26 protein-coding genes are annotated in these 24,822 nt (G+C 41.4%); 19 read left to right on the top strand and 7 right to left on the bottom strand.

Features of this window, described 5'->3' with window-relative positions; translation table 11 throughout:
• Positions 1–8: 8 nt before the first annotated feature.
• The gene (locus ACFOWS_RS18670; protein ID WP_379767997.1) at positions 9–1,040 is read right to left on the bottom strand and encodes an RluA family pseudouridine synthase; all 1,032 of its coding nucleotides are present in this window, start codon (positions 1,038–1,040) and stop codon (positions 9–11) included.
• A complete protein-coding gene (locus ACFOWS_RS18675) occupies positions 1,040–1,630 on the bottom strand; it encodes a PASTA domain-containing protein (protein WP_366584432.1) in 591 nt (196 codons plus the stop codon). Before ACFOWS_RS18675 ends, ACFOWS_RS18670 begins: the two co-directional genes overlap by 1 nt.
• 77 nt (positions 1,631–1,707) lie before the next feature.
• Between ACFOWS_RS18675 and ACFOWS_RS18680 the strand changes: the two genes are divergently transcribed.
• The 5 genes from ACFOWS_RS18680 to ACFOWS_RS18700 all read left to right on the top strand — a co-directional run bounded on the left by ACFOWS_RS18680 (position 1,708) and on the right by ACFOWS_RS18700 (position 7,458).
• Complete coding sequence (locus ACFOWS_RS18680; protein WP_379768000.1) at positions 1,708–2,682, top strand: D-alanine--D-alanine ligase; 975 nt, start codon at positions 1,708–1,710, stop codon at positions 2,680–2,682.
• Between the two features lie 33 nt (positions 2,683–2,715).
• Entirely contained in the window at positions 2,716–3,174 is a 459-nt protein-coding gene (gene coaD, locus ACFOWS_RS18685; protein WP_379768003.1) for a pantetheine-phosphate adenylyltransferase, read from the top strand.
• A gap of 202 nt (positions 3,175–3,376) precedes the next feature.
• A complete protein-coding gene (locus ACFOWS_RS18690; RefSeq protein WP_379768006.1) occupies positions 3,377–5,221 on the top strand; it encodes a PAS domain-containing sensor histidine kinase in 1,845 nt (614 codons plus the stop codon).
• The gene (locus ACFOWS_RS18695) at positions 5,205–5,618 is read left to right on the top strand and encodes a response regulator (RefSeq protein ID WP_379768009.1); all 414 of its coding nucleotides are present in this window, start codon (positions 5,205–5,207) and stop codon (positions 5,616–5,618) included. The genes ACFOWS_RS18690 and ACFOWS_RS18695 overlap by 17 nt, the downstream gene beginning before the upstream one ends.
• 172 nt (positions 5,619–5,790) lie before the next feature.
• The gene (locus tag ACFOWS_RS18700) at positions 5,791–7,458 is read left to right on the top strand and encodes a M14 family metallopeptidase (protein ID WP_379768128.1); all 1,668 of its coding nucleotides are present in this window, start codon (positions 5,791–5,793) and stop codon (positions 7,456–7,458) included.
• On the opposite strand, the gene ACFOWS_RS18705 is transcribed toward ACFOWS_RS18700, so the two are convergent.
• Positions 7,448–8,053, bottom strand: a complete 606-nt coding sequence (locus tag ACFOWS_RS18705) for an NUDIX hydrolase (protein WP_379768012.1) — start codon at positions 8,051–8,053, stop codon at positions 7,448–7,450. The two genes, ACFOWS_RS18700 and ACFOWS_RS18705, sit on opposite strands and share 11 nt — an antisense overlap.
• 7 nt (positions 8,054–8,060) lie before the next feature.
• Here ACFOWS_RS18705 and pyrE point away from each other — a divergent pair, with 7 nt between their 5' ends.
• Positions 8,061–8,699, top strand: a complete 639-nt coding sequence (pyrE, locus tag ACFOWS_RS18710; RefSeq protein WP_366584444.1) for an orotate phosphoribosyltransferase — start codon at positions 8,061–8,063, stop codon at positions 8,697–8,699.
• Positions 8,700–8,709: 10 nt separating this feature from the next.
• On the top strand, positions 8,710–9,108 hold the full coding sequence (locus ACFOWS_RS18715; RefSeq protein ID WP_379768015.1) for an SRPBCC family protein: 399 nt from the start codon (positions 8,710–8,712) through the stop codon (positions 9,106–9,108).
• On the opposite strand, the gene ACFOWS_RS18720 is transcribed toward ACFOWS_RS18715, so the two are convergent.
• A complete protein-coding gene (locus tag ACFOWS_RS18720) occupies positions 9,102–9,845 on the bottom strand; it encodes a biotin--[acetyl-CoA-carboxylase] ligase (RefSeq protein ID WP_379768018.1) in 744 nt (247 codons plus the stop codon). The genes ACFOWS_RS18715 and ACFOWS_RS18720 overlap by 7 nt on opposite strands.
• Positions 9,846–9,927: 82 nt before the next feature.
• On the opposite strand from ACFOWS_RS18720, the gene rsfS reads away from it, so the two are divergent.
• The 6 genes from rsfS to ACFOWS_RS18750 are packed head-to-tail and all read left to right on the top strand — an operon-like array spanning position 9,928 to position 14,662.
• Positions 9,928–10,305 carry a ribosome silencing factor gene (rsfS, locus tag ACFOWS_RS18725; RefSeq protein WP_366584450.1) on the top strand — a complete coding sequence of 126 codons (378 nt, stop codon included), beginning with the start codon at positions 9,928–9,930 and terminating at the stop codon, positions 10,303–10,305.
• A gap of 6 nt (positions 10,306–10,311) precedes the next feature.
• Positions 10,312–12,270, top strand: coding sequence for an ATP-dependent zinc metalloprotease FtsH (gene ftsH / locus ACFOWS_RS18730; protein WP_379768022.1), 1,959 nt, complete (start codon positions 10,312–10,314; stop codon positions 12,268–12,270).
• 58 nt (positions 12,271–12,328) lie between these two features.
• Positions 12,329–12,937, top strand: coding sequence for an LUD domain-containing protein (locus ACFOWS_RS18735; RefSeq protein WP_379768025.1), 609 nt, complete (start codon positions 12,329–12,331; stop codon positions 12,935–12,937).
• A gap of 4 nt (positions 12,938–12,941) precedes the next feature.
• Positions 12,942–13,745, top strand: a complete 804-nt coding sequence (locus ACFOWS_RS18740; protein ID WP_366584456.1) for a phosphatidate cytidylyltransferase — start codon at positions 12,942–12,944, stop codon at positions 13,743–13,745.
• Positions 13,735–14,406, top strand: coding sequence for a phosphatidylserine decarboxylase family protein (locus ACFOWS_RS18745; RefSeq protein ID WP_379768029.1), 672 nt, complete (start codon positions 13,735–13,737; stop codon positions 14,404–14,406). The genes ACFOWS_RS18740 and ACFOWS_RS18745 overlap by 11 nt, the downstream gene beginning before the upstream one ends.
• Positions 14,396–14,662: an acyl-CoA-binding protein gene (locus ACFOWS_RS18750; RefSeq protein ID WP_366585226.1), complete on the top strand. Its 267-nt coding sequence runs from the start codon at positions 14,396–14,398 to the stop codon at positions 14,660–14,662. Before ACFOWS_RS18745 ends, ACFOWS_RS18750 begins: the two co-directional genes overlap by 11 nt.
• Here ACFOWS_RS18750 and ACFOWS_RS18755 read toward each other — a convergent pair.
• Together ACFOWS_RS18755 and ACFOWS_RS18760 are read right to left on the bottom strand one after the other, a co-directional pair.
• Positions 14,659–15,927 carry a sterol desaturase family protein gene (locus ACFOWS_RS18755; protein WP_379768032.1) on the bottom strand — a complete coding sequence of 423 codons (1,269 nt, stop codon included), beginning with the start codon at positions 15,925–15,927 and terminating at the stop codon, positions 14,659–14,661. The genes ACFOWS_RS18750 and ACFOWS_RS18755 overlap by 4 nt on opposite strands.
• An 87-nt stretch (positions 15,928–16,014) precedes the next feature.
• Positions 16,015–18,639, bottom strand: coding sequence for a valine--tRNA ligase (locus tag ACFOWS_RS18760; protein WP_379768035.1), 2,625 nt, complete (start codon positions 18,637–18,639; stop codon positions 16,015–16,017).
• A 198-nt stretch (positions 18,640–18,837) separates the two neighbouring features.
• Here ACFOWS_RS18760 and ACFOWS_RS18765 point away from each other — a divergent pair, with 198 nt between their 5' ends.
• Positions 18,838–19,224 (top strand): DUF1573 domain-containing protein, encoded by a 387-nt coding sequence (locus ACFOWS_RS18765; protein WP_379768038.1) that lies wholly within the window; start codon positions 18,838–18,840, stop codon positions 19,222–19,224.
• A gap of 55 nt (positions 19,225–19,279) precedes the next feature.
• Here ACFOWS_RS18765 and ACFOWS_RS18770 read toward each other — a convergent pair whose 3' ends face one another.
• Entirely contained in the window at positions 19,280–20,623 is a 1,344-nt protein-coding gene (locus ACFOWS_RS18770; RefSeq protein ID WP_379768041.1) for an aspartyl protease family protein, read from the bottom strand.
• A gap of 150 nt (positions 20,624–20,773) precedes the next feature.
• On the opposite strand from ACFOWS_RS18770, the gene ACFOWS_RS18775 reads away from it, so the two are divergent.
• The 5 genes from ACFOWS_RS18775 to ACFOWS_RS18795 all read left to right on the top strand — a co-directional run bounded on the left by ACFOWS_RS18775 (position 20,774) and on the right by ACFOWS_RS18795 (position 24,789).
• Complete coding sequence (locus ACFOWS_RS18775; protein ID WP_379768044.1) at positions 20,774–21,970, top strand: pyridoxal phosphate-dependent aminotransferase; 1,197 nt, start codon at positions 20,774–20,776, stop codon at positions 21,968–21,970.
• Complete coding sequence (gene murB, locus ACFOWS_RS18780) at positions 21,967–22,983, top strand: UDP-N-acetylmuramate dehydrogenase (protein ID WP_379768047.1); 1,017 nt, start codon at positions 21,967–21,969, stop codon at positions 22,981–22,983. The genes ACFOWS_RS18775 and murB overlap by 4 nt, the downstream gene beginning before the upstream one ends.
• Positions 22,984–23,182: 199 nt before the next feature.
• Complete coding sequence (locus ACFOWS_RS18785) at positions 23,183–23,749, top strand: RNA polymerase sigma factor (RefSeq protein ID WP_366584472.1); 567 nt, start codon at positions 23,183–23,185, stop codon at positions 23,747–23,749.
• Positions 23,746–24,504: an anti-sigma factor gene (locus tag ACFOWS_RS18790; RefSeq protein ID WP_366584474.1), complete on the top strand. Its 759-nt coding sequence runs from the start codon at positions 23,746–23,748 to the stop codon at positions 24,502–24,504. Before ACFOWS_RS18785 ends, ACFOWS_RS18790 begins: the two co-directional genes overlap by 4 nt.
• A 75-nt stretch (positions 24,505–24,579) precedes the next feature.
• Positions 24,580–24,789, top strand: coding sequence for a membrane or secreted protein (locus ACFOWS_RS18795; RefSeq protein WP_366584476.1), 210 nt, complete (start codon positions 24,580–24,582; stop codon positions 24,787–24,789).
• Positions 24,790–24,822: the final 33 nt, after the last annotated feature.

The raw sequence follows: 24,822 nt of genomic DNA on the forward strand, positions 1-24,822 counted from the left end.
TGGATAATTTACGATGATTCGTTGTGTTTGGCGTATCCACGCCATTTTTCGATACAATTGACCATATCTTCGGGCAGTTCAGAATCAAAACGCATAAACTCGCCTGTCACTGGGTGCTCAAAGCCCAAGGTCTTGGCATGCAGGGCCTGCCTGGGCAAAATTTTGAAGGCATTTTCCACAAACTGTTTGTATTTGGTAAAGGTGGTGCCCTTTAAAATCTTGTCACCCCCATAACGCTCATCATTGAACAAGGTGTGGCCAATATACTTCATGTGCACTCGAATCTGATGGGTTCGTCCGGTTTCCAATCGGCATGAAACCAAGGTCACATAACCCAACCGTTCCAAAACCTTGAAGTGGGTCACGGCCTCTTTTCCTTCCTCACCATCCGGAAAGACCATCATCTGTAATCGATTTTTGGGATTTCGAGCAATATGGCCTTCCACGGAGCCCTCATCTTCCTCCACATTGCCCCAGACCAGAGCGACATATTCGCGCTCACTGCTTTTTTCAAAAAACTGCTGGGCCAAGTGGGTCATGGCCGTTTCGGTTTTGGCAATCACCAAAAGTCCGGAAGTGTCTTTGTCTATTCGATGCACCAAACCGGGTCGCTCCGAGCTATTGTTGGGTAAGTTGTCAAAGTGATAGACAAGGGCATTAATTAAAGTGCCTGAGTAGTTTCCGTGACCGGGATGCACCACCATGCCTGCAGGTTTGTTCACCACCAAGAGAGCGTCATCCTCATACACAATGTTCAATGGAATATTCTCTGGGGTGAGCAAAAACTCATAGGGCGGATGCTCAAACAACACCTTTACCTCATCTCCTGCCTTTACCTTGTAATTTTGTTTTACGATGGACCCGTTCACCCAAATATGACCTTCCTTGGCTGCTTGCTGAATTTTATTCCGGGTGGCATTTTCAATGAAGTTCATCAAAAATTTATCTACCCGCAAAGGCTCTTGCCCTTTTGAGGCTACAAATTTATAGTGCTCAAAAAGTTCATCTTGGGATAGTTCTTGATTTTCAGAATCGTCCATTACTCTTGGGAATCAGCCTGTACGCGTGCACTGCCGGGAATGGTTCCGTTACCACAGATAAGCTCAACTTTTGAAGTTTTGGGCAATTTATCCCCAGGCTTAATGTATTTACCCTTGTGCTTCATATTGTAGACCATATCCTTTCCAAGTTCATCAATATAGGTCACTCGTTCTACCTCTAAACCAACGGCCCGCAACATGGAGGCTGCATTACGCTGGGTCACTTGGATGATATCTGGCACACTTACTTTTTTATAGCCCGATGGGTTCACCGTAAAATAAATTTTTCGGTTGGACTTCACCTTGCTTCCGGCATGGGGATTTTGTTCTAAAATTGAGAATCTGGGATAATCTGGATTGTAGTTGGATGAATCCAACACCTGATACCGAAGTCCAGCTTCTTCCACTGCTGTTCGCATTTCAGATACGGACATTTTAGAGAAATCCGGGACCTCAACAAATTCGCCATGGTTGGTGGTACTCTTTAACCATTGCAGGGCAATAAGGACCAACACCACAACAGCCACAACAGCCAACCCTAGCTGAATGAAGAATGTCTTGCTCTTTAAAAAATTCAAAAATTGCTTCATGCGAAATCCCTTATGTGGGCAAATATAGGAAAGCCCGTCCTTTTTTCTTTATTTTGACTGAGCGATTCGATAAGTCAATGAAAAAAAACATTGCCATTGTAATGGGCGGTTATTCCAGTGAGCATGGAATTTCCTTAAAGAGCGGTAACGTGGTTTATCGTTATTTGGATAGTGAAAAATACAATCCTTACCGTATTGTCATCACCAAGGACAAATGGGTTTATCTCAACGATTCGGATGAGGAATTTCCTGTGGAAAAGTCAGATTTCAGTCTAGTACTCCAAGGCACAAAAGTCAGTTTTGACTGTATTTTTAATGCCATTCATGGAACCCCGGGAGAAGATGGTCTCCTACAGGCCTATTTTGAATTGCTGGGCATCCCGCAAACCTCATGTAACCATTACGAAGCCGCACTTACCTTCAACAAGAGGGATTTACTGAGCACGCTTAAACCATTTGGGGTTAAATGTGCAGCGTCCTATTATTTGGATAAGGGCGATGCCATAGATGAGGATGCCATAGTGAAAAAGGTGGGGCTTCCTTGTTTTGTTAAGGCCAACAGGGCAGGCAGCAGCTATGGAATCTCCAAAGTCTATGAAAAGGAAGAGCTAAACAATGCTTTGGACAACGCTTTTTCAGAAGATGACGAAGTAATCATTGAATCATTTTTGGATGGTATTGAAGTTTCTGTGGGGGTTATCACTTATAAAAATCAAATTACAGTACTGCCAATCACAGAGATTGTTTCTGAAAATGATTTTTTTGATTTTGAGGCCAAATATCAAGGAAAATCACAGGAAATAACCCCTGCCCGAATCTCCACAAAACAAGAAGACAATGTTAGGTACTGGGCAGAATACATATACAAAACCTTGGGCTTGAAAGGATATTCCAGAAGCGAGTTTATTTTTATTGATGAAACCCCGTATTTATTGGAAGTCAATACCACACCAGGACTTACCGAGGAAAGCATACTTCCCAAACAAGCCAAGGAAGCGGGAATATCTTTGAAAGAATTATTTACCAGTGCCATTGTAGAGGCGTTACGGTAGAAAATCAGTATTTTTAGACAAACTTTGCCATCCATGAGACGTGCCATCTTCCCTGGTTCCTTTGACCCGCTAACCTTAGGACACTATGACATCATAAAAAGGGGCATAACGCTTTTTGATGAATTGGTTATCGCCATCGGAATCAATGCCGACAAGAAATACATGTTTTCTTTGGAAGAGCGCACCAAGTTCATAAAAGAGGCTTTCAAGGATGAACCCAAAATTAAAGTGGTTACCTATGAAGGTCTAACCGTAGATTTTTGTAAAAAAATTGGGGCTGATTTTATTTTACGGGGGCTTCGCAACCCTGCGGATTTTGAATTTGAAAAAGCCATAGCACATACCAACAGAAAGCTCTCAGAAATTGAGACGGTCTTTTTGTTGACCTCCTCGGGCAAATCCTACATCAGTTCTTCCATTGTTAGGGATGTCATTAGAAATGGGGGTGATTACACAGGTTTGGTACCTGATACCGTCATTGTAAAATCCTAATTTCTCCCTCTTTTTCTGCAACACTTCCCATAACGTTGGTAGTTAAATCTGTTGCCCTTATAAAAATCAAACCTTGACATTTATCAATAAAACAACATTTTTGAGCCTTTTCACAACAATTAATAAGTAGGAAAAATCAATACGTTTACATTGGTCAGAAATTTCTTAATTTTAAGAAAGTTTTCCTAATAACCCCCGTGTTTTGAAAGCAGTTGAGAGTATTGCCCAACATTACTTACTGAAACAACTTCCTACGGCAACTGCACTTGTAGGTACCAATGGCATTCTTGTTGATGCTTCGGATTCTTGGCTGCATACCTTTGGTCTTTGTCCAAAAGCTGACATCGGCATTCGTATTCATGATATTTTTAAAGACTTTAATCAAGAGTGTGGAAAAAGTTTAAAAGAGTGTCTTGGCAAAAGCATTACCCAAACATGTAGATTCAGTAAAGGGGAGGGTTCTTCTGAACTGTGGTATGAAAATACCTTTACCCCATGGTACGACGAAAAAGAAAATTTAGTCGGTTCCATTATTCAGACCCAAAACATTACGGAAGAGATTCAAAAGGGGAATGAACTGGACAGGGTAAGTAACCTACTAAAGACAACATCTGAAGTAGCAAAAGTAGGTTTTTGGGAATACGACTTAGCCTCAGAGCAACTCTTTTGGTGCGAAGAGACCAAAAAGATTCATAAAGTACCCTCTTCATACTCGCCCAAGGTAAGCGAAGCCATTACATTTTACAAGCAAGGATATAGCAGGAACAAGATATCCATGCTGTTTCATAAATCACTTGAAGAAGGCGTCTCTTTTAACGAGAAACTGACCATAATTACAGCCACCGGGGAAGAAAGATGGATAAAAGCCGCGGGTAAGCCTATTGAAAAAAACGGGAAGATTGCAAAGCTTTTTGGCACCTTTCAAGATATCCATGACCAGGTTTTAACTGAAATGCAGACCCGGGAGAGTCAACAACTTTTGACCACACTTATTGACAATATTCCAATGAACGTATTCATCAAGGATACAGATTCCAGAAAAATTTTGGTCAATAAAGCTGAATGCGAGTACTTAGAAAAAAGCCAAGAAGAGCTGATTGGAACAACAGATTTTGATCTCTACACCGAGGAGAGTGCCAGAATCTCGCGGGATGAGGATTTGGAAGTGATGCGGTCACAAAAACCCATGCTGGGAAGAGAAACGTTATGTATCCGAAAAAATGGGGAAACCACTCATTTTTTGACTTCAAAAATACCACTACTTGATTTGGAAGGTAAGGTAAATGGAATCATTGGGATCAGCATGGATATTTCCGGACTAAAAAAGAAAGAGGATCAATTAAGAAACCTTATCAATGTTACATCGCTACAAAACAAGAAATTGATCAACTTTGCGCATATTGTTTCCCATAACCTTAGATCCCACTCTGCCAACTTCTCAATGCTATTGGAATTTTTGGTAAAAGAAGAGGATGAAGCCGAAAAAGAGCGCATAACCACCATGCTTTGTGGTGCTTCAAACGATCTTATGGAGACTTTGGAGAACCTCAACCAAATAATTGACATCAACACGAATGTTAATTTGGAGAAAAAACCGATGAACCTGCATGAAAGTGTAACACGGGTTGAAAAAAATCTTTCTGCCCTATTGGGTCAAAGTGAAGCGGAAATCCATAACAACGTGCCAAAAGATATATTGGTTCAGAGTGTTCCAGCTTATTTGGATAGTATTATACTCAATCTGATAACAAACGCGGTTAAATACAAAAATCCCAGCAGAAAACCGGTCATCACCACAAATGCATGCAAACAAGACAAGACGGTCATCTTCAGTTTCACGGACAACGGACTGGGAATTGACCTAGAAAGATATGGGGAGAAAATATTTGGGATGTACAAAACGTTCCACAACAATAAAGAGGCTCGCGGACTTGGTCTTTATATTATTAAGAACCAAATAGAGGCCATGGGCGGAAGTATAACAGTTAATAGTGAAGTAGGTAAAGGTACTACATTCAATGTGTATTTTAATGAAGAAAGTGAATAGCATATTTATTGTGGATGATGATCCCATAACGGTTTTTGGTATACGAAAAATGTTGAAACCCGTTGCCATTTGTGAAGATGTTCAAATTTTCCAAAATGGGAAGGAAGCATTGGACTCCATCATTCAACGAATGCAAGGAGGAGGGGATATTCCAGAGGTAATATTTTTGGACATAAACATGCCCATTATGGATGGATGGGATTTTTTGGATGAGGTAATGAAATTGAATCTATCGGAAAAAATCATTATCAACATGATCACGTCTTCCATAGATCCATTGGATTATCAAAAATGGAATGATGCAAAGGCCAAATGCCTGCATATTCTCAATTTCAAGAACAAACCTATATTTAAAATAGACCCCTCAGATTTGGATTGCATCGACCTTGCTTCCTGATCATAATATTCCGTATTTTTAAGCTTTTAACCGAATTTTTTCAATTCTAAAGAGCTATACTATTTTGGTACGCTACGTCTTTATCCCCCTTGTGTTACTGCTGGTATCCTGTGAGACGAAAACAGAGGACCAAGTAGCATCCTACCAAACGTTCTACGAAACCTCGAACGGTATGGAAACCGCTACGTATGAAGAGACTATTGCATTCTACATAAGGCTGGCCCGCGACTTTCCCGAAATCAACATCCACACCATCGGTAAAACAGACAGTGGTTATCCCCTTCACATGGTCACTTTTAATCCAGATGGCGATTTCAATTTTGAAAATGTCAGAAAGGAAAAATCCATTATCCTTATCAATAATGGCATCCATCCCGGTGAAAGTGACGGCATTGATGCAACCATGCTGCTCTATCGGGATTTGGCTACAGAAAAATTGCAACCCCCAGAGAAAACCATATTGGTCACCATACCCATTTATAATATAGGTGGGGCACTCAATAGAAACTCAAACACCCGGGCCAACCAGAACGGACCATTGGAATATGGGTTTAGGGGTAACGCCCAAAACTATGATCTTAACCGGGATTTCATTAAAATGGATACCAAGAATGCCAAAAGCTTCGCTGAAATATTCCATTTGGTAAAACCCGATGTCTTTATCGATAACCATGTGAGCAACGGTGCCGATTATCAGTATACGTTGACCCATTTGTTCACCCAGCACAATAAATTGGGAGGTAAATTGGGAGAATTTCTACACAAAGAGTTTATGCCCGATCTAGAAAATGCACTTGCTGAAAAAGATTGGGATATTACCCCATACGTCAATGTGTTCAATGTTCCGCCAGAACTTGGGTTCAGTCAATTTATGGACCACCCCAGGTATTCAACCGGGTACACTGCACTTTGGAACACCTTGGGCCTTATGGTTGAGACCCATATGCTAAAACCTTACAAACAGCGAGTTGAAGGCACATACGCCCTTATGGAAAGTCTGATTGATGTAGTGGAAAAAGAGCATGACACCATTAAATCCCTTCGAAGGAAAACAATCGAGGCCAACCCAAACCGTTCGGAATATTACTTTAATTGGACAGTGGACACTACACAAACCACCATTCTCAATTTTAAAGGATTTGAAGCCGACCGCCTGCAAAGTGAGGTCACTGGATTACCTCGATTAAAATATGACCGCGACAGACCTTTCACCAAAGAAACTGTATACCGAAATTATTTTTATCCCGCGGATACGATTACAGTTCCTGCCGCCTATATCCTAAAACAAGGTTGGCAAAAGGTAATTGAACGCTTGGATACCAACAAAATCAATTATTTTAAATTGGAAAAGGATACCACGCTGACCATTGAGGCTTATAAAATTGCTGATTTCGAAACCAGGGATATGCCATACGAGGGACATTATCTTCACTATAACACCCAAGTGAAGAAGTATTCCAAGAAAGTTCGTTTTAGAGCCGGAGATATAGTGTTGCCAACCGCACAGAGAGGTATCCGGTATATTTTGGAAACCTTGGAACCGCAAGGTGTAGATTCGTTCTTCAACTGGAATTTTTTTGATACCGTACTTCAACAAAAGGAAGGATTTTCACCCTATGTTTTTGAAGACGTTGCTTTGGAAATGCTGGAGAAAGATTCCGTGTTGCGGCAAAACTTTCTGTTCAAAAAAGAATTTGAACAAGATTTCGCTGAAAATTGGTATGCCCAATTGGATTGGATTTTTCATCAATCCAAATATTTGGAGGATGCCTATATGAACTATCCAGTATACAGAATTGCCAAAAACAGCGAAGCCGCCAATATTTTGACTAAGCCATAGGTTTAGGGTTGTCCTCAAACAATATCTTTATATTGTGATAGGAGTTTTCCAGGGCCTTTGCTGCTTTTTTGGGGCCTTTCCATTTTACCTTTACGATACCTTCTGATTTATCGCCCACCAGTTTCCCTTTATATGAAGTGGACATGGCAAACCAGTGCACCTCTTTCAGCTGGTATTCCCCAGCCCTTTTAAAAATATGGTAGGTGGTCCGTAGAAACTTATCAATAACGAGGTCCTTCACCCCGGTCTCCTCTTCCACCTCACGTAAAGCGGCATTCTCAATAGTTTCGCCCTTGTCCACCTTGCCTTTGGGCAAATCCCATTTCCCATTTCTAAAGATGAATAGAACCTTCCCTTTTGGATTGGTCACAAAACCACCTCCGGCTGCCACCACGGGAATCTTATGCCTAAACATCTTCATTAACTTTAGAATATCTGGATGGTAGATGTAAGCCTTCTTCAGCTTTCCCTTTGCCAGCGACTCTATGACTTTTATGATGGAATCCTCTTCCAGTGAAAAGAGATTTCCATTGGAATTTTTTGGGCGCTCGTTTGTTAAAATCAGTGGGGACTCATTAACAAAAACTTCATACATTTGCGCAATGGTTTTAGATAAGGGAATTGCTAAAAAAACAGCAGAACTGCTTTTACAAATTAATGCAATTAAGTTGGAACCCGAAAATCCATTTACGTGGGCTTCGGGTTGGAAATCCCCAATTTATTGCGACAACAGGATCATGCTATCGTATCCTGAAATCCGAAATTTTGTTCGTGAAGAGATGGCCAAACAGGTGGAAAACCTATACGGCAAACCTGATGTCATCGCAGGAGTGGCCACTGGGGCCATTGGTATCGGTATTTTGGTGGCTGAAGCCCTTGGGTTACCATTTATTTATGTGAGACCAGAACCCAAATCCCATGGAAGACAGAACCAGATTGAAGGCAATTTGGCATCGGGCCAAACTGTTGTGGTCATTGAAGACCTTATCAGCACTGGAAAAAGCAGCCTCAATGCCGTACGGGCGTTAAAAGAAAGTGGTGCCAACGTAAAAGGTATGCTGGCCATTTTCACCTATGGTTTTCCTGTGGCAACCACAAACTTTGAGAAAGAAGAAGTGGAACTCCATACCCTTTCAGATTATGAGCACCTTATTGAACAGGCTTCTGAAACCCACTATGTCAAAGAATCACAATTAAAAACCCTTTTGCAGTGGAAATCCAATCCACAGCAATGGAAATAATCCTTCAAACATGCACATTGAAGTCCCTAAAAAGAAAGTAGCTAAAAGCGACAAGGAAGTTTTTGAGTTTCTTACCGACATCAAGAACTTTAAGACCCTTATGCCTGCCAATATTGACAAATTTGAAGTTTTGGACGAAAAGACCTTCAAGTTTGCCCTAAAGGGCATGCCCGAAATTACGTTGCGGCTAAAAGAGCAAACTCCACATGAAAAGGTAATCCTTGGAGCTGCAAGTGATAAGCTTCCATTTACCTTAACAGGCGATATTACCGCATTGAGCGATAATGAAAGTGAGGTGGCACTTAGTTTTGAAGGCGAGTTCAATGCCATGATGGCCATGATGATAAAAACTCCTATTACCAATTTCATGGAAACATTGTCATCAAACATGGATAAAATAGGTCAGTAAAGCAGAGTCACCTCTTTTAAATCGAATTCCTTGAAGATATGATCCTCGAGTTCCAAAACTAGCTTGCCAGAACCGGATATTCTTCGGATGAATCCCATGAACATTTCGCCATTGACATCTGTAAAGGTGGATGGCTTGTCTTTTCGGAACAAAAGACGTTCATAGGAAGGCAATAATTGGGTGACGGTTTTTTGTTCAATACCTTGAAAACGATGTTCCATTCGTTCCAAAATTTTGTGAAGAAGGTCATCCAATTCAAAAATACGCCCACTTACCGAGCTCAATGAACCCGCTTTGTCCAAATTTTTAAAGGAAGTTTGGTTTACATTCAATCCAATTCCTATGATGGAATGCTGCACCAACTGTCCCTTCATTATGCTTTCTATTAATATGCCACATATTTTCTGTGAACCTGACATTATGTCGTTGGGCCATTTTACACTGACATTGGGTATGGCAAATTCCGCGAGCACATCACAAACAGCCAAGGAAACACAAATGTTCAAATTGAACTGATGTGCGGCCTGAAGCGCGTCAAATCTTTTTAATATACTGAATGTCAAATTTTTACCCCCTTCGGTTTGCCAAGAAGACCCCATTTGCCCCCTACCCTTCAACTGATTTTTAGCCACAACCACCGTATGGTCCAAAGCATTTTTGGACCGCAAAAGACCCTTTAAATACAGATTTGTGGAGTCCGTGGCATCAAGTTTGATTATTCGTGGTAGCTCTCCCAATGTGGTACGCCTTTATGATATGTTAAATACTAAGGCTAAGAAAGCAAAAAAAACATAACTTTGTAAAAACTAAAATTTTTGAATGCAGAAAACGAAAGCAAGCGCAGATGAACTGATTGCCTTAATTTTGAATGGGATTGAAGACGTTAAAGGAGTTGACATAAATCTACTTGATCTTAGGGAAATCGAAAATACAGTCTGCGACTACTTTATAATCTGCAATGGTACTTCCAATACGCATGTAAACGCAATTGTCTCCTCCATTCAAAAGACCGTGAGCAAGGCCATACATGATAAGCCTTGGCACATTGAAGGTTCTGAGAACGCAGAATGGGTCTTAATGGATTATGTAAATGTTGTAGTACATGTATTTCAAAAACACATCAGGGAATTCTACGACATTGAGGGACTTTGGGGAGATGCCAAAGTAACCCTAGTGGAGAGCAGCTACAATTCTTAAAAAACAATGGCAAAAGAAAACAATCCAAATAACGCTCCTAAGAAACCTCGTTTTAGTTCGTGGTGGATTTACGGTGTGGTCATCGCTTTGATTATTGGCTTCCAATTTTTTGGAGGCAGTACATTCACGAATACTGAAAAAACCACAACTTCCGAACTTCAAGAGTTTTTACGAAATGGTGACATTGATAAAATCGTCATCATTACCAATACACGTCAGGCGAAGGTTTTTTTAACCGAAGAGGGCTTAAAAAAGGATGTGCACAAAGGTGTTGCCGAAAAGCCGCTTTTTCCGAGCACAGGTCTAGTACCACAATATGTTCTGGATTATGGCGACCTTCAGATATTTCAGAATGAAATCACCGAGATAAAGAAAGAGAACAATTTAGATACCATCATTGAATTCGATACAGAATCCAATGTGTTGGGTGAGCTATTGCTCTCCCTGCTGCCATTCGCCTTGATCATCGGTATTTGGATTTACCTGATGCGAAGAATGTCCGGCGGTGCTGGAGGAGGGGCTGGTGGTCAGATTTTCAACATCGGAAAATCCAAAGCAAAGCTTTTCGACGAAAAAACAGATACCAGAACTTCTTTCAAGGATGTAGCCGGATTAGAAGGTGCCAAGGAAGAAGTCCAAGAAATTGTGGAATTTCTTAAGAATCCCGATAAGTACACTTCATTGGGTGGTAAAATTCCAAAAGGCGCCTTATTGGTAGGTCCTCCTGGAACCGGTAAGACCTTATTGGCCAAAGCCGTTGCCGGTGAAGCCAAGGTTCCCTTTTTCTCATTGTCTGGTTCTGATTTTGTGGAAATGTTCGTTGGTGTAGGTGCATCACGGGTACGGGATTTGTTCAAACAGGCCAAGGATAAATCGCCAGCCATTATTTTTATTGATGAAATTGACGCCATTGGACGAGCCAGAGGAAAGAACAACTTTACCGGCTCCAATGATGAACGTGAAAATACACTCAACCAATTGTTGACCGAAATGGACGGTTTCGGAACCAATACCAACGTTATTGTATTGGCCGCTACCAACCGTGCCGATGTATTGGACAAGGCCTTAATGCGTGCCGGACGATTTGACCGTCAAATCTACGTGGACCTCCCTGACCTTAACGAAAGAAAAGAAATTTTTGAAGTACACCTTCGCCCCATCAAAACTGCTGAAACCCTTGATTTGGACTTTTTGGCCAAACAAACCCCTGGTTTTTCTGGTGCCGATATTGCCAACGTTTGCAACGAAGCTGCCTTAATCGCCGCCCGAAAGGAGAAAAAAGCGGTCACCAAGCAAGATTTCTTGGATGCTGTGGATAGAATTGTGGGTGGACTGGAAAAGAAAAACAAAATCATCACTCCAGAGGAGAAAAAGACCATTGCCTACCACGAGGCAGGTCACGCCACCGTAAGTTGGATGCTGGAACATGCCGCACCCTTGGTGAAAGTCACCATTGTGCCACGCGGACAATCTTTAGGGGCCGCATGGTACCTTCCAGAAGAGCGGTTGATTGTTCGACCTGAGCAAATGCTGGACGAAATGTGCGCTACGATGGGTGGCCGTGCCGCTGAGAAGGTCATGTTCGACAAAATCTCCACCGGAGCCTTGAGCGACTTGGAAAAAGTAACCAAACAAGCTCGTGCCATGGTCACTATATATGGCCTTAATGATGAATTGGGGAACATTACCTATTATGATTCCTCCGGGCAGAACGAGTATGGTTTCACCAAGCCTTATAGTGAGGAAACCGCACAAAAAATCGACTTGGAAATTTCCAAGATGATTGAGGAGCAGTACCAACGTGCCATTAAATTATTGGCCGACAATAAAGACAAACTCACTGAGCTCGCTGACAGACTCTTGGAAAAAGAAGTTATCTTTAAGGACGATTTGGAAAAGATTTTTGGCAAGAGGCCCTTCGAGAAAGAAGAATTGAAAGAAGAAGAAGAAGAAACAGCAAAATAAAATTCAAGTTCAGTTAGACGTATAAATTGATATTGAAAAAAAGCACTTGATACCATAAATGGGAGTTTTTAATAAGCTTTTTGGAGGAGGAAAAAAGGTTTCTAAGGAAACTTTGGAAACCCGTGGAGAGCATATGCCTGATTTAAAAATTCCCGTGGATGAAAAATTTACCATCTACTTTAAAAAAAATGGTGGCAAGTTCATTTACTGCGAGGATTTTGCTGAAGTTTCCGATGCGTTGAAAAGCATTATTTCTGAGAACAATTGGCAAAGCCATCTTTTTTACTCCCTGAATCCACAGTTGGAGACTCGTTTTGCTTCAGAAAAAATTGAATTCACGGACAATCGGCAAGAGAGTGATATTTTCTTCACCACTTGCGAGCACTTGGTGGCCCACAATGGTTCCATTTTGGTGTGTTCCAACCAAATCAAGGAAAAAAAACTGGATGAACTCCCCTCAAACCTTATTGTCTTTGCCACTACAAGCCAATTGGTGGATTCCATTAGCGAGGCCTTGAAAATAATCAAGGAGCGCTATCAAAAAAATATTCCCAACAACATTACCACGCTAAAGCACTTCCAACCTACCCCGGAAAACAAAGATGATTTCCTTTCCTACGGCAGTGCATCAAAAAATGTATATCTTTTACTGTTAGAAGACTATTGATAACATGAAAGAAATTCTTAGGCGCTCCATTACAGGGGTCATCTACGTGGTGCTTCTTTTGGGGTCGGTTTTTTTAAGCTCGGACGCTTTCGATTTTCTGTTTATGGTATTTGGGCTAGCCTGTCTTTATGAGTTCAAGAGAATTGTGCGCCTAAAGGGATATTACATTTTCATCGCCTATTTGGCACTATGGTGGGCCTTCATCTATTTGGTTCAGGACAAAACAGCGGTGACCTTATTAATGCTGCTCACCATAACGGTAGATTTGGCCTTGCTCATGTTCCTCTTTTCCAAAAAGCACAAAAAATTTTCAGATTTTCAAAAGTTTGTAATTGCAGTCCTATATATTGGCGGGGGTTGCATATTTCTAACCATGATTCCTTATAAAGATGATGATTTCGCCCAATTTCTTATCATGGGCATCTTTATACTGATTTGGGTAAATGATACATTTGCATATCTGGTGGGAAGGACATTGGGCCGAACAAAATTATATCCTGCAGTTTCTCCAAAAAAAACCATTGAAGGTTCTTTGGGAGGTCTTATTTTTGCATTGATAACCGCGTACATCATGTCTTGGTACGAAACCAGATTATCGCTAATGGAATGGATGGGTTTGGCTACCGTAATCGTAATTTCCGGCAGTTTGGGAGACTTACTGGAATCCAAATTCAAGCGGATGGCGGGTGTAAAAGACAGTGGGGCAATTTTGCCCGGACATGGTGGGGTTTGGGACCGATTGGATAGCTTGGTATTTGCAGCCCCATTTGCCTATTTAGTACTTAATATATTCTCATATGTTTCATAAAGAAGGACAAAAAATAATCATCTTCACTTTTTTTGTGGTAGTAGCTGCCATCTTGGCCGCACAGTTCTATATTGAGGTGGAATGGGTGCGGTTTTCGGTGCAGATAGCTGCTTTTATCCTTCTTGTGGCCATACTACAGTTTTTCAGAAACCCCAAAAGACTGGTCACGCCGAATTTTGATGAAATTCTGGCTCCAGTGGACGGAAAAGTGGTCGTTATTGAAGAAGTGGACGAACCTGAATATTTTCAGGATAGACGCAAGCAGGTTTCCATTTTCATGTCGCCCGTGAATGTCCATGTTACCCGATATCCTGCTAGTGGAACGGTAACCTATTCCAAATACCATCCAGGAAAATACTTGGTGGCTTGGCACCCCAAATCAAGCACGGACAATGAACGTACCACTATTGTTCTGCACACCCCTAAATTTGGTGAAATAGGCTATCGACAAATTGCAGGGGCCATGGCCCGGCGCATTGTAAATTATGCCGAAGAAGGAGAACAAGTGACCCAAGGCCAAGATGCCGGGTTCATTAAATTTGGCTCTAGGGTGGATTTACTATTGCCCCTAAACTGTAATATTACGGTAAAACTGGGACAAAAGGTAACTGGCGCCCGAACCTGTATCGCTTCGTATAGAAAAGATGATGATGACCAATGATGAAGATCTAAATAATCGATTTAATGATGCGGTGGCCTTTGTAAATGGGTATACCGAACCGCTTCCTGCCGATCTTTTGCTAAAATTGTACGCCTACTTTAAGATTGCCAATAAAAATTATGATAATCCAGGCAGTAGAACTCCATTGATCAATGCGTTTAAAGCAAATGCTTTGTTCCAAGCAAAAAATATAAGCATAAAAGAAGCCATGGAAAAATATATTGAGCTTGTCGATTCTGAGGTGCGCAATCTTTAGGACACCAGTTTGGGCGCCACATAGGATTTCTCAAAATATGTAAAGTAGATACCACCAAAAATAGTGATGACAAAGTAGAATGCCACAAAATAGTTGCCTGTTGACCAGTAGGCATGGAGTCCAAACCAGTCGTTTGTCATAAAAATCACGAGTAAACCCGCGAGTCCCCTTAAAACTTCTATCCAAACGGCATACTTGGCCCTATCCATCAATGTGGTGAATCCGTAAACACCACAAAACACAAATGCTCCAAAAAGAAGAAGGCCATCAAAACCAATATCCGAATAATTGTAGAACATGAACAGCATCATTGCTGTGGTAACAATCAATTGAAAAATGGAATACCCTTTTAGTGCATTGGAAGCATCGGGTTTATATTTTCTGAAGTTATAGACATCTTCAATAATCTGTACTGGATATTTTTCTTTCACATCGGATGGTCGCCAACCCGTGGGCATAAACCAAATCCTAAACTTATCCCAATAATTGTTGGTGCGCCAAGCATCCTGTATCAACCGCCATATATGTTGAAAATTGATAACAATCGGATTCCAAGTCTGAGCGGGTTTCAGTACGCCGTATTGCGGAGGCACCTCATCCAATTCTTCTTGAAAGGTGCCAAACATTCGATCCCAAATACAAAGAATCTGACCTAGGTTTTTATCGATATATTCCGCATTGATGGCGTGGTGCACCCGATGTTGTGATGGGGTTACAATAACATATTCCAGCCACCCCATCTTACCAATATGTTGGGTGTGGTACCAAAACTGGGCAAACAAATGAATCGGGGCCAAAACAGCGATCACTTCATGGGGAACACCCAATAGTGCGGCGGGAATCAATAAAAGTGCAAAATACCCCAAGAGGTTGGAAACAGGCTGCCTCAAGGCACAAGCTAGATTAAATTCCTCACTGCTATGGTGAATGACATGTTGGTTCCAAAAAAAGTTGATATGGTGACTCAGGCGGTGGTTCCAGTACCCTGCGAAATCCAAAACCACAAAGGCAATAACCCAGACCAACCAAGTCGCCTTAATCTCTGTAAGGGCCAAATGTTCCAATAAAAATGGATAGGATACCAAAATTATCCCAAGACCCAACGAATCCTTGACCACATTGGTAAGCCCAGAGCTGAGGCTGCTTACAGTGTCCATGACATTATGCTTTTGGTTCTTTACAAAATGGCCGTAGCCTATTTCAAACAGAACCAAACCCAGAAAAAATGGGGTGGCGTACAACAAAGCGGTGGCGTAGGTTTCCATATTCCTAAATATATGAAAAAGAAGAATATACCAACCATCCCCAATTGATAAAACGCATGGATAAAACAATGGAAGGCTCACCAGAGTTTACCGCAAACTTTCCAAGCTCTTTTCCAAGGTCTCTATTTTTGCTTCGGCGTCTGCCGCCTTTTTGCGCTCTATGGCCACTACTTGCTCTGGTGCATTGTTCACAAATCGCTCGTTGCTCAATTTCTTCTGGACTGATTGTAAAAAGCCTTTGGTATAGTTGAGTTCCTCGGTGATCTTTTGAATTTCAGCATCAACATCAATGGCTCCGCCCATGGGGATAAAGTACTCGTTACTTTTCACTCGAAAGGTTAAAGCGCCGTCTAAACTTGAATCTACCGTTTCCAATGTTGAAAGGTTGGCCAATTTTAGGATGATGGCGTTCATCTGTCCGCTCACTTTTTCGGTATTTAACATAAAGAGTTCCAAAGCTTCTTTCTGTGGAATGTTCTTTTCCTTTCGAATGGTACGCACTCCTGAAATCACTTCACTGGCAAATTCAAAATTAGAAATCAAAGATTTGTCCGCATGCCCCACTTCGGGCCATTTGGCCACAATCAATGCATTCTCTGGCGTTCGCTCTGCGATATGCTGCCAAACCTCCTCAGTCAAGAACGGCATAAAAGGATGCAATAATTTCAAGTTTTCCTCAAAAAGATGGATGACCGCATCAAAAGTGGTCTTGTCGATAGGTTGTTGGTAGACAGGTTTTACAATTTCCAGCAACCATGAACAGAAATCGTCCCAAACCAATTTGTAAATGGCCATTAGGGCATCTGAAATTCGGTATTTTGAAAAATGGTCTTCAATCTCGGCCAAAGTCTGGTTCAACTTGGAGGTATACCACTCAATTCCAATTTTCGAAGCTTCGGGTTGTTCTATTTCATCAACCTCCCAACCCTTTATCAATCGAAAGGCATTCCAAATTTTGTTGGCAAAGTTGGCGCCTTGCTGACAAAGGGTTTCATCGAACATGATATCGTTCCCTGCAGATGAACTCAATAAGAGTCCCACACGGACGCCATCGGCTCCAAAATCCTCAATAAGTTTAAGGGCATCTGGGGAATTTCCCAATTGCTTGGACATTTTTCTTCGCTGTTTATCGCGAACAAGTCCTGTGAAATAGACATTCTCAAAAGGTCTTTTGCCTCGGTAGTGGTATCCGGACATAATCATCCGTGCCACCCAAAAGAATATGATATCGGGTGCGGTCACCAAATCGTTCGTAGGGTAATAATAGTTGACCTCCTCATTGTCAGGTTCCAAAATACCACCAAAAACGCTCATGGGCCATAACCAAGAAGAGAACCAGGTATCAAGGACATCCGGGTCTTGACGCAGATCGGATTCTTTTATTTTTGGATTCTTGGATTGGGCCATTTTTAGTGCCTCTTCCTTGGTTTCAGCCACTACAAAATCATCTTGACCATCGCCATAATAATAGGCCGGTATTTGTTGACCCCACCACAATTGTCGGGAAATGTTCCAATCACGGATACCTTCCATCCAATGCCGATAGGTATTGTCGAACTTTTTGGGATAAAACTTGATATCGTTGGTTTTCAATACCCCTTCTAGTGCAGGTTTGGCCAATTCCTCCATTTTCAGGAACCATTGATCGGACAATCTGGGTTCAATCACCGCTTTGGTACGTTCCGAAGTGCCTACTTTGTTCAAATGTTGTTCAATTTTGACCAAGAAACCTTTTTCTTCCAATTCTTTAGAGATTTCCTTTCGCACCACAAAACGATCCTTTCCTTCATAATGAAGTCCAAAGGAATTGAGGGTTGCATCCTCATTAAAGATGTCCACTACATCCAAATTGTGCTTATCACCTAAGTTTTTGTCGTTCTCATCATGGGCCGGGGTCACCTTTAAGCAGCCCGTACCGAATTCAATATCCACATATTCATCTTCAATAATGGGAATAACACGATTACAAATGGGAACAATCGCTTTTTTTCCTCGTAAATGGCGATATCTTTCATCATTAGGGTTGATGCAGATAGCGGTATCCCCCAAAATGGTCTCGGGCCGTGTAGTGGCAATAATCACCTTTTCCTCTGAATCTTCTATGGCATAGGCCAAATAATACAGGTTTCCTTGGCGTTCTTCATAGATTACCTCTTCATCTGAAAGGGTCGTTTTCGCCTCTGGATCCCAATTCACCATTCGATACCCCCTGTAAATCAACCCTTTGTTGTATAAATCCACAAAAACTTTGATCACGGAGGCTGACATATCGTCATCCATGGTGAATTTTGTGCGGTCCCAATCGCAAGAGCATCCCAATTTCTTCAATTGCTGCAGAATGACCCCTCCATAATTGTTGGTCCAATCCCAAGCATGCTTTAAAAAGTCCTCACGGGAAAGATTGGCCTTGTTGATGCCCTCTTCCCTCAATTTTGCCACTACTTTAGCTTCTGTGGCAATGGAAGCGTGGTCCATTCCGGGTACCCAGCATGCATTCTTGCCCAAAAGCCTTGCTCTTCTGATAAGCACATCTTGTAGTGTATTATTGAGCATGTGCCCCATATGCAGCACTCCGGTTACGTTTGGCGGGGGAATGACTATGGTATACGGCTCCCTTTCATCAGGTTTTGAACTGAAAAAATCGTGCTTCATCCAGTAGGCATACCAATGCCCTTCCACCCTATTGGGCTCATATTTTGATGGAATTTCCATTATTTCGGTATAATTTTTGTTTAAAGGCTAAGGATTGGTTTTTGTAAGGAAAGCGTAACGTTAAATTAATGCTATTCTTCAGCTATTGACCAATCCCGAAATACGAAACAAAAATAAGTAACGTTATTACATAACAAAAGAATTTTGGATGCAGGTGATAATTCATCTACATTTGAAGTTCACCCAAAAACCAAAAAAATGAAAAAAACTGTACTTATGCTGTTTGTTGGGTTGCTTTCCCTAGGAATCCATGCCCAAGATACAGCTGCTAAGATTGAGTTTAAGAGTGAGACCATTGACTATGGTGATATTGCCAAAGGCAGTGATGGAGTCCGTGTATTTGAATTTACCAATACAGGAACAGCACCATTAGTAATCAGCAATGTTAGATCTAGCTGTGGATGCACTATTCCAAAAAAGCCTGAAGAGCCTATATTACCTGGCAAAACAGGTCAGATTGAGGTAAAATATGATACCAACAGAGTTGGTCCTATTAGAAAGGCCATCACGGTTACGTCAAATGCTGACACGCCTACGAAGGTCCTTAAGATAAAAGGAACTGTTAAGGCCGAAGGAGCCAAATAAGTGGAAAAGAAATTATATTAAAAAAAGCCCCGAAAAATTTCGGGGCTTTTTCTTTTTAGTCGTCGTCGAACACCTTTTTCAGTACGAAAGTGAATAACAAATCCTTGTTATAGCGCTCAATAAGTACCTTAATGCGCTTTCCTTCTTTTTCATTGAGCATTTTAAGGATTTCTTGAAGTTTATAGCGGTGCACACTTCTACCGTTCACGGCCAAAATCACATCACCTTCACGCAAACCAGCCTCAGCTGCCGGACTCCCCGCTCTAATACCTGACACAATGATTTCAGGCACAAGGCTTAATCGGGTTTTGTTCTCCAAGAGAATCTGTACGTTACCAAAGGTTGAGTTGTCATCTTCCCTGACCACACCATCCAAACCTGCAATACTTTCAGCAATGTAACGCAATCCATTATGCTGAAGGTCTATCCCCGCCAAATTATATTGAAAAGGTGTCTTGAAGTTTCCATTCTTTTTAAATGTGACCAGTCCATTTCGGTAGTCGAAGGTAATATTGAAGCGTTTAAGAATCTCACCTCCAACGCTTCCGTTACGGTCCCCTAAGTTTTCTATGAACCCATATGATTCGCGATATGGAAAAGCCGCTTTGGCATCTTTTAGTTCAAAATCACCAATTTTAACACCACTTACTTTGGTCCTTTTTCCAAAAATGTCGCCACTCAGGCCACGACCCAGATAGTCCTCATAATTCTTTTCTGGAATCTCCAACCCCTTTTCAGGCTGATGAAAAAGCCAAAGTGCATCGCTACTTCCCGTATCGACCAGTAATTTCACTGAAATATTTTCAGAATCCTTGATCAATACGGTTCCCTCAACATAGGCCTTTCTTTTTTCTATGGATAACGGAAGGGTTTGAGATTTTTTGTGCCGTTTGCGATTGTACAACCTAGGGTTATGAAGTTTTATATTTTTGGCATTATAGTTTATCTCCACAATAAAATCCCTGAAAATTTCATATCCAAGAATTCCATGTACAGGTATACCTAGCGATGTGGAAAAATTGATTCCTTTATCCAAAACCACATATAGATCTTGGGAATAGTTCTTGGCATTCCCGAGCTTAAACGTATTGCCTTGCGAACTCAAGGCTTTCATAGGTTCACCTCCCCCCAGTCCCCTCACGGTTACAGCAGAAACATTGTTGATGGGAATGGAATCTTGATCGGAAAGGTTGAAAAGAATGGGCCTGCTCACTCCTGAATCCAGCACAAACTTAAGTTCGGCACCATTAATTTCCAGAGGAATGATGATAATATTGTTGATCAGTTCAAACCTTATTTTTTGAAATTTCTGATTTTTGGGCAAAGTAAAGCCCTGCGCCATCCCAATTAGGGGCACCAACATTAAAAGAAGCACAAAAAAAAGCTTGTTTTTTTTCAATTTACTTACTTCTAAGGGGTTATGCTTATTAAATATACAAATTAATCAAAGACACTCCTTTCTATTTAACATTCTAGAAAGTATATAAATAATGGTGTAATGTGTTGCTTTCAAGGGTTGGTTTTCCCATTTTTGCGTAAAAATTTGTCCATGCCAACTATTTCCAACAAAGGGAGGCATATGCCCGCCTCTCCCATCCGTAAACTGGTTCCTTATGCCGAAGACGCCAAAAAAAGGGGAATCCATGTCATTCATCTCAATATTGGACAGCCTGATATAAAGACTCCAAAAGTTGCCTTGGATGCTGTTAGAAATCACAACATTGAAGTGTTGGCGTATAGCATGACGGAGGGGTCTGAGGAGTATCGGGAAAAAATTGCCGGGTATTATGCCCAAAAAGACATTCATGTTACGGCTAAGGAGATAATTGTGACCACAGGGGGGTCCGAAGCTCTTTCCTTTGCCATGGGTTCCATTATGGACGCAGACGATGAAATCATCATTCCCGAGCCCTTTTATGCCAATTATAACGGGTTTGCAACGGCGGCCGGGGTAAAAGTGGTTCCCATTGCCTCATCCATAGAAGCTAATTTTGCACTCCCTCCCATATCGGATTTTGAGAAGTTGATAGGTCCAAAAACGAAAGCCATCCTTATCTGCAACCCTGGTAATCCAACAGGATACCTATATAGCAAGGAAGAAATTCAGCAATTGGCCGCTTTGGTCAAAAAACACGATTTATTCCTTATTGCAGATGAGGTCTATCGAGAATTCACCTATGACAACAAGCAGCATTATTCCATCTTACAGGAAGAGGGCCTTGAGGCAAATGCCATAGTGGTCGACTCCGTTTCCAAAAGATACAGCATGTGCGGTGCGCGGATCGGGTGTTTATTGTCAAAAAATAAGGATGTGATTCTGACCGCAATGAAATTCGCACAAGCGCGATTATCACCCCCAACATTTGCCCAAATTGCCAGCGAGGCCGCTCTAGAAACCCCGCAATCCTACTTTGATGATGTCATTGAAGAATATGTTGCCCGTAGGGATGTGTTGATCACCGAACTCAAAAAACTGCCCGGTGTAAAAGTGGCTGTACCACAAGGTGCATTCTATTGCGTAGTGGAGTTGCCAATAGAAGATGCTGATGATTTTGCGCAGTGGCTTTTGGAAAAATTTGAAATTGACCACAGCACTGTTATGGTTGCACCAGCTGCAGGCTTCTATGCCACACCCGGCTTGGGAAAAAATCAGATTAGGATTGCCTATGTGCTGGAAAAAAACCAACTTGTAAAGGCTGTACACATTCTGGGCAAAGCCTTAAAGCAGTACAATTCCAATTCGTGAATATTCAGGAAAACATATCCTTAAAGCACCACAATACCTTTGGTATAGATGTAAAAGCACGGTATTTTGTTGAAATTACCGGACTGGCACAGTTGCAGAAAATCCTTGAGCTAAAAGCCTATCCCAAAAAGTTCATTCTCAGTGGTGGAAGTAATATGCTCCTCACCAAGGATATTGACGCTTTGGTAATGCACATCAATCTTAAGGGCATCAGTATTGTTGATGAAAATGAGGACGATGTAGAAATCAAGGTGATGGCCGGTGAAAACTGGCACGAACTGGTTTTATGGAGTTTGGATAAAGGCTATGGGGGACTGGAAAATCTTTCTTTGATTCCCGGAAATACCGGAACGGCGCCTATTCAGAACATTGGGGCTTATGGCGTTGAACTGAAGGACGTTTTTGTGAGCTGCTCCGCCATGGAAATCGAAACCGGGGAATTGGTGGCCTTCGGTCATGATGCCTGCGAGTTTGGGTATAGGGATTCCATTTTTAAAAATGAAGCAAAAGGAAAATACATCATCACCTCGGTAAACCTTAAACTGACCAAAAAGAACCATACTTTGCATACAGGGTATGGCTCCATCGAACTAGAACTAAGGGAAAAAGGCATTGTACACCCTACAATTCGGGATATTTCCAATGCAGTGATTGCCATCCGGAAGAGCAAACTACCAGACCCAAAAGAATTAGGAAATAGTGGAAGTTTTTTCAAAAATCCCATCGTTTCCCACAAAACTTATACAAAACTCATTAAAAAATATCCAAAGTTACCTTCATACGAGGTAGAAGACGGTGAATACAAGATTCCGGCAGGTTGGCTCATTGAGCAATGTGGTTTTAAGGGAAAACGTTTTGGTGATGCGGGTGTACATGAAAAGCAGGCATTGGTACTTGTAAATTATGGAAATGCCACCGGTGCGGAGATATGGAAATTGGCGCAACACATACAGAAAGAGGTGGATGAACAGTTTAAAATAAAAATTCAACCAGAGGTGAATATCATAAAATAACCCCCGCATTGAAACAATAACGGGGGTTATACCAAACCAAACTAACCAAACTTATATATGTCCTATGAGCTCAAACGCTCTTTGTTTTTCAATTTTAAAGCCGGCAAATAATGCTTTTTCTACCTTAGCTTTGTTCTATATACGATTTAAACCCTATTTTAGATTTCGCCCTTTAAAATTTTATCATAGTAGACCCTGAATGAGTACACTGATTGAGAGACATATTGTTTCGCTGCTAGCGGAAAAGGACGATAAAGCCATATCCTTACTGTATGAAAATTACGGGGACACCTTATTTGGTGTAGCGTACAAAGTGGTAAAAGATGAAGATTTGGCTCAAGATGTGCTTCAGGAAAGTTTCATCAAAATTTGGAAAAAAGCAGACACCTATGACGCTTCCAAAGCCAAACTTTTTACATGGTTATTCCGAATTACACGTAACACCGCAATCGATAAATTAAGAAGCGTAAATAATAAATCTGATAAGGAAGTCCAAATAGACGTTTCAGACGTATATAACTTAGGAGTGAGTGGAATAAGTCCCGAGCATCTAGACGTTCAGGAAAACTTGCACAAACTGGAGGAAAAGTACAGAATTGTTCTTGAAGCTCTATTTTTTGAAGGAATGACGCAACAGGAAGCAAGTGACGAATTGGATATTCCCTTGGGGACCATAAAATCTAGATTAAAAATTGGTCTTAGGGAACTTGGAAAGATTTACGGTACAACCATGATGCTACTAGTATTATTAAACGTATTGCCATGAAGGAAAAAGTTAAACAATTTTTAGATTCGGACATTCTCGAAAAATATTTGGTTGGAGATGCTTCAAAAGAGGAAGCATTACAAGCTGAACGTTATATTGCCATGTACCCTGAGGTAAGGGATATCTACAATGAACTTCAAGATAATTTGGAGGCCTTCGCTAAGATGTATGCCAAGAAAACCCCTGAAGGACTCAAAGAAATCATTATTGCAAGTGCAAAACAAGAAAAGGCTGTCTTCAAGAGATTCTATAAATATGCAGTTGCCGCAAGTGTGGCCATCATGATTTTTGCCGGGTCGTCTTATTTCTTCTGGAGCCAGAACCAAACCCTACAGCAAGAAAATACTTTGGTGACCAACAAAATCAAGTATTTGGAAGACAACATGAAGGACCAACTGGAAGACATGCGTAACCAGTTTATCGTCCTCAACAACCCAGATACCCGGAAATATCAGGTAAAAGGCCAACGCGAGGGAAAAGAACTTAAGGCCATCGCCTATATTAACCCTGTAAAAAAGCTGTCGTACATCAATGTTAGCAATGTTCCCCAACTACCGGAGAACAAATGTTTCCAAATGTGGGCCGAAGTCAATGGGGAATTGGTGAATTTGGGTGTCATCAAAGAATTTAACGACAAGGACAAACTTCTTGCCCTGCCCTATGCAGATAAGGCCGTAGGTTACATTACCATTGAACCGGAAGGTGGCAACACCTCTCCCTCTGTAGAAAACATTGTGGCCAACATCAACTATTAAAAGCTTCCCCTAAAGTATTCCTAAACTACTCCTGCTTTCGTTGGGTATTTTGTACCTTTGTGCAAAAGTTGGATTATGAAGTTAGCACTATTGACCATAGGTCTATTGGCATTGGCTTTTGCCGGAATAGCCATTAAAATCTGGGGTAAAAAAGATGGAAAGTTTGCCGGAACGTGTGCAAGCCAAAACCCTTACCTAAACAAAGAAGGGGAAGCTTGTGGTTTCTGCGGAAAACAGCCAGACGAACAAGAGTGCAAAAGAGATTCCATGCCAGAACTTCAGTAACCCTCCTTTTGCAACCCCTATTGCAAAACCACA

Origin of the sequence: Flagellimonas marina, from assembly GCF_042651185.1 — a bacterium.
GTDB classification, from domain to species: domain Bacteria; phylum Bacteroidota; class Bacteroidia; order Flavobacteriales; family Flavobacteriaceae; genus Flagellimonas; species Flagellimonas marina.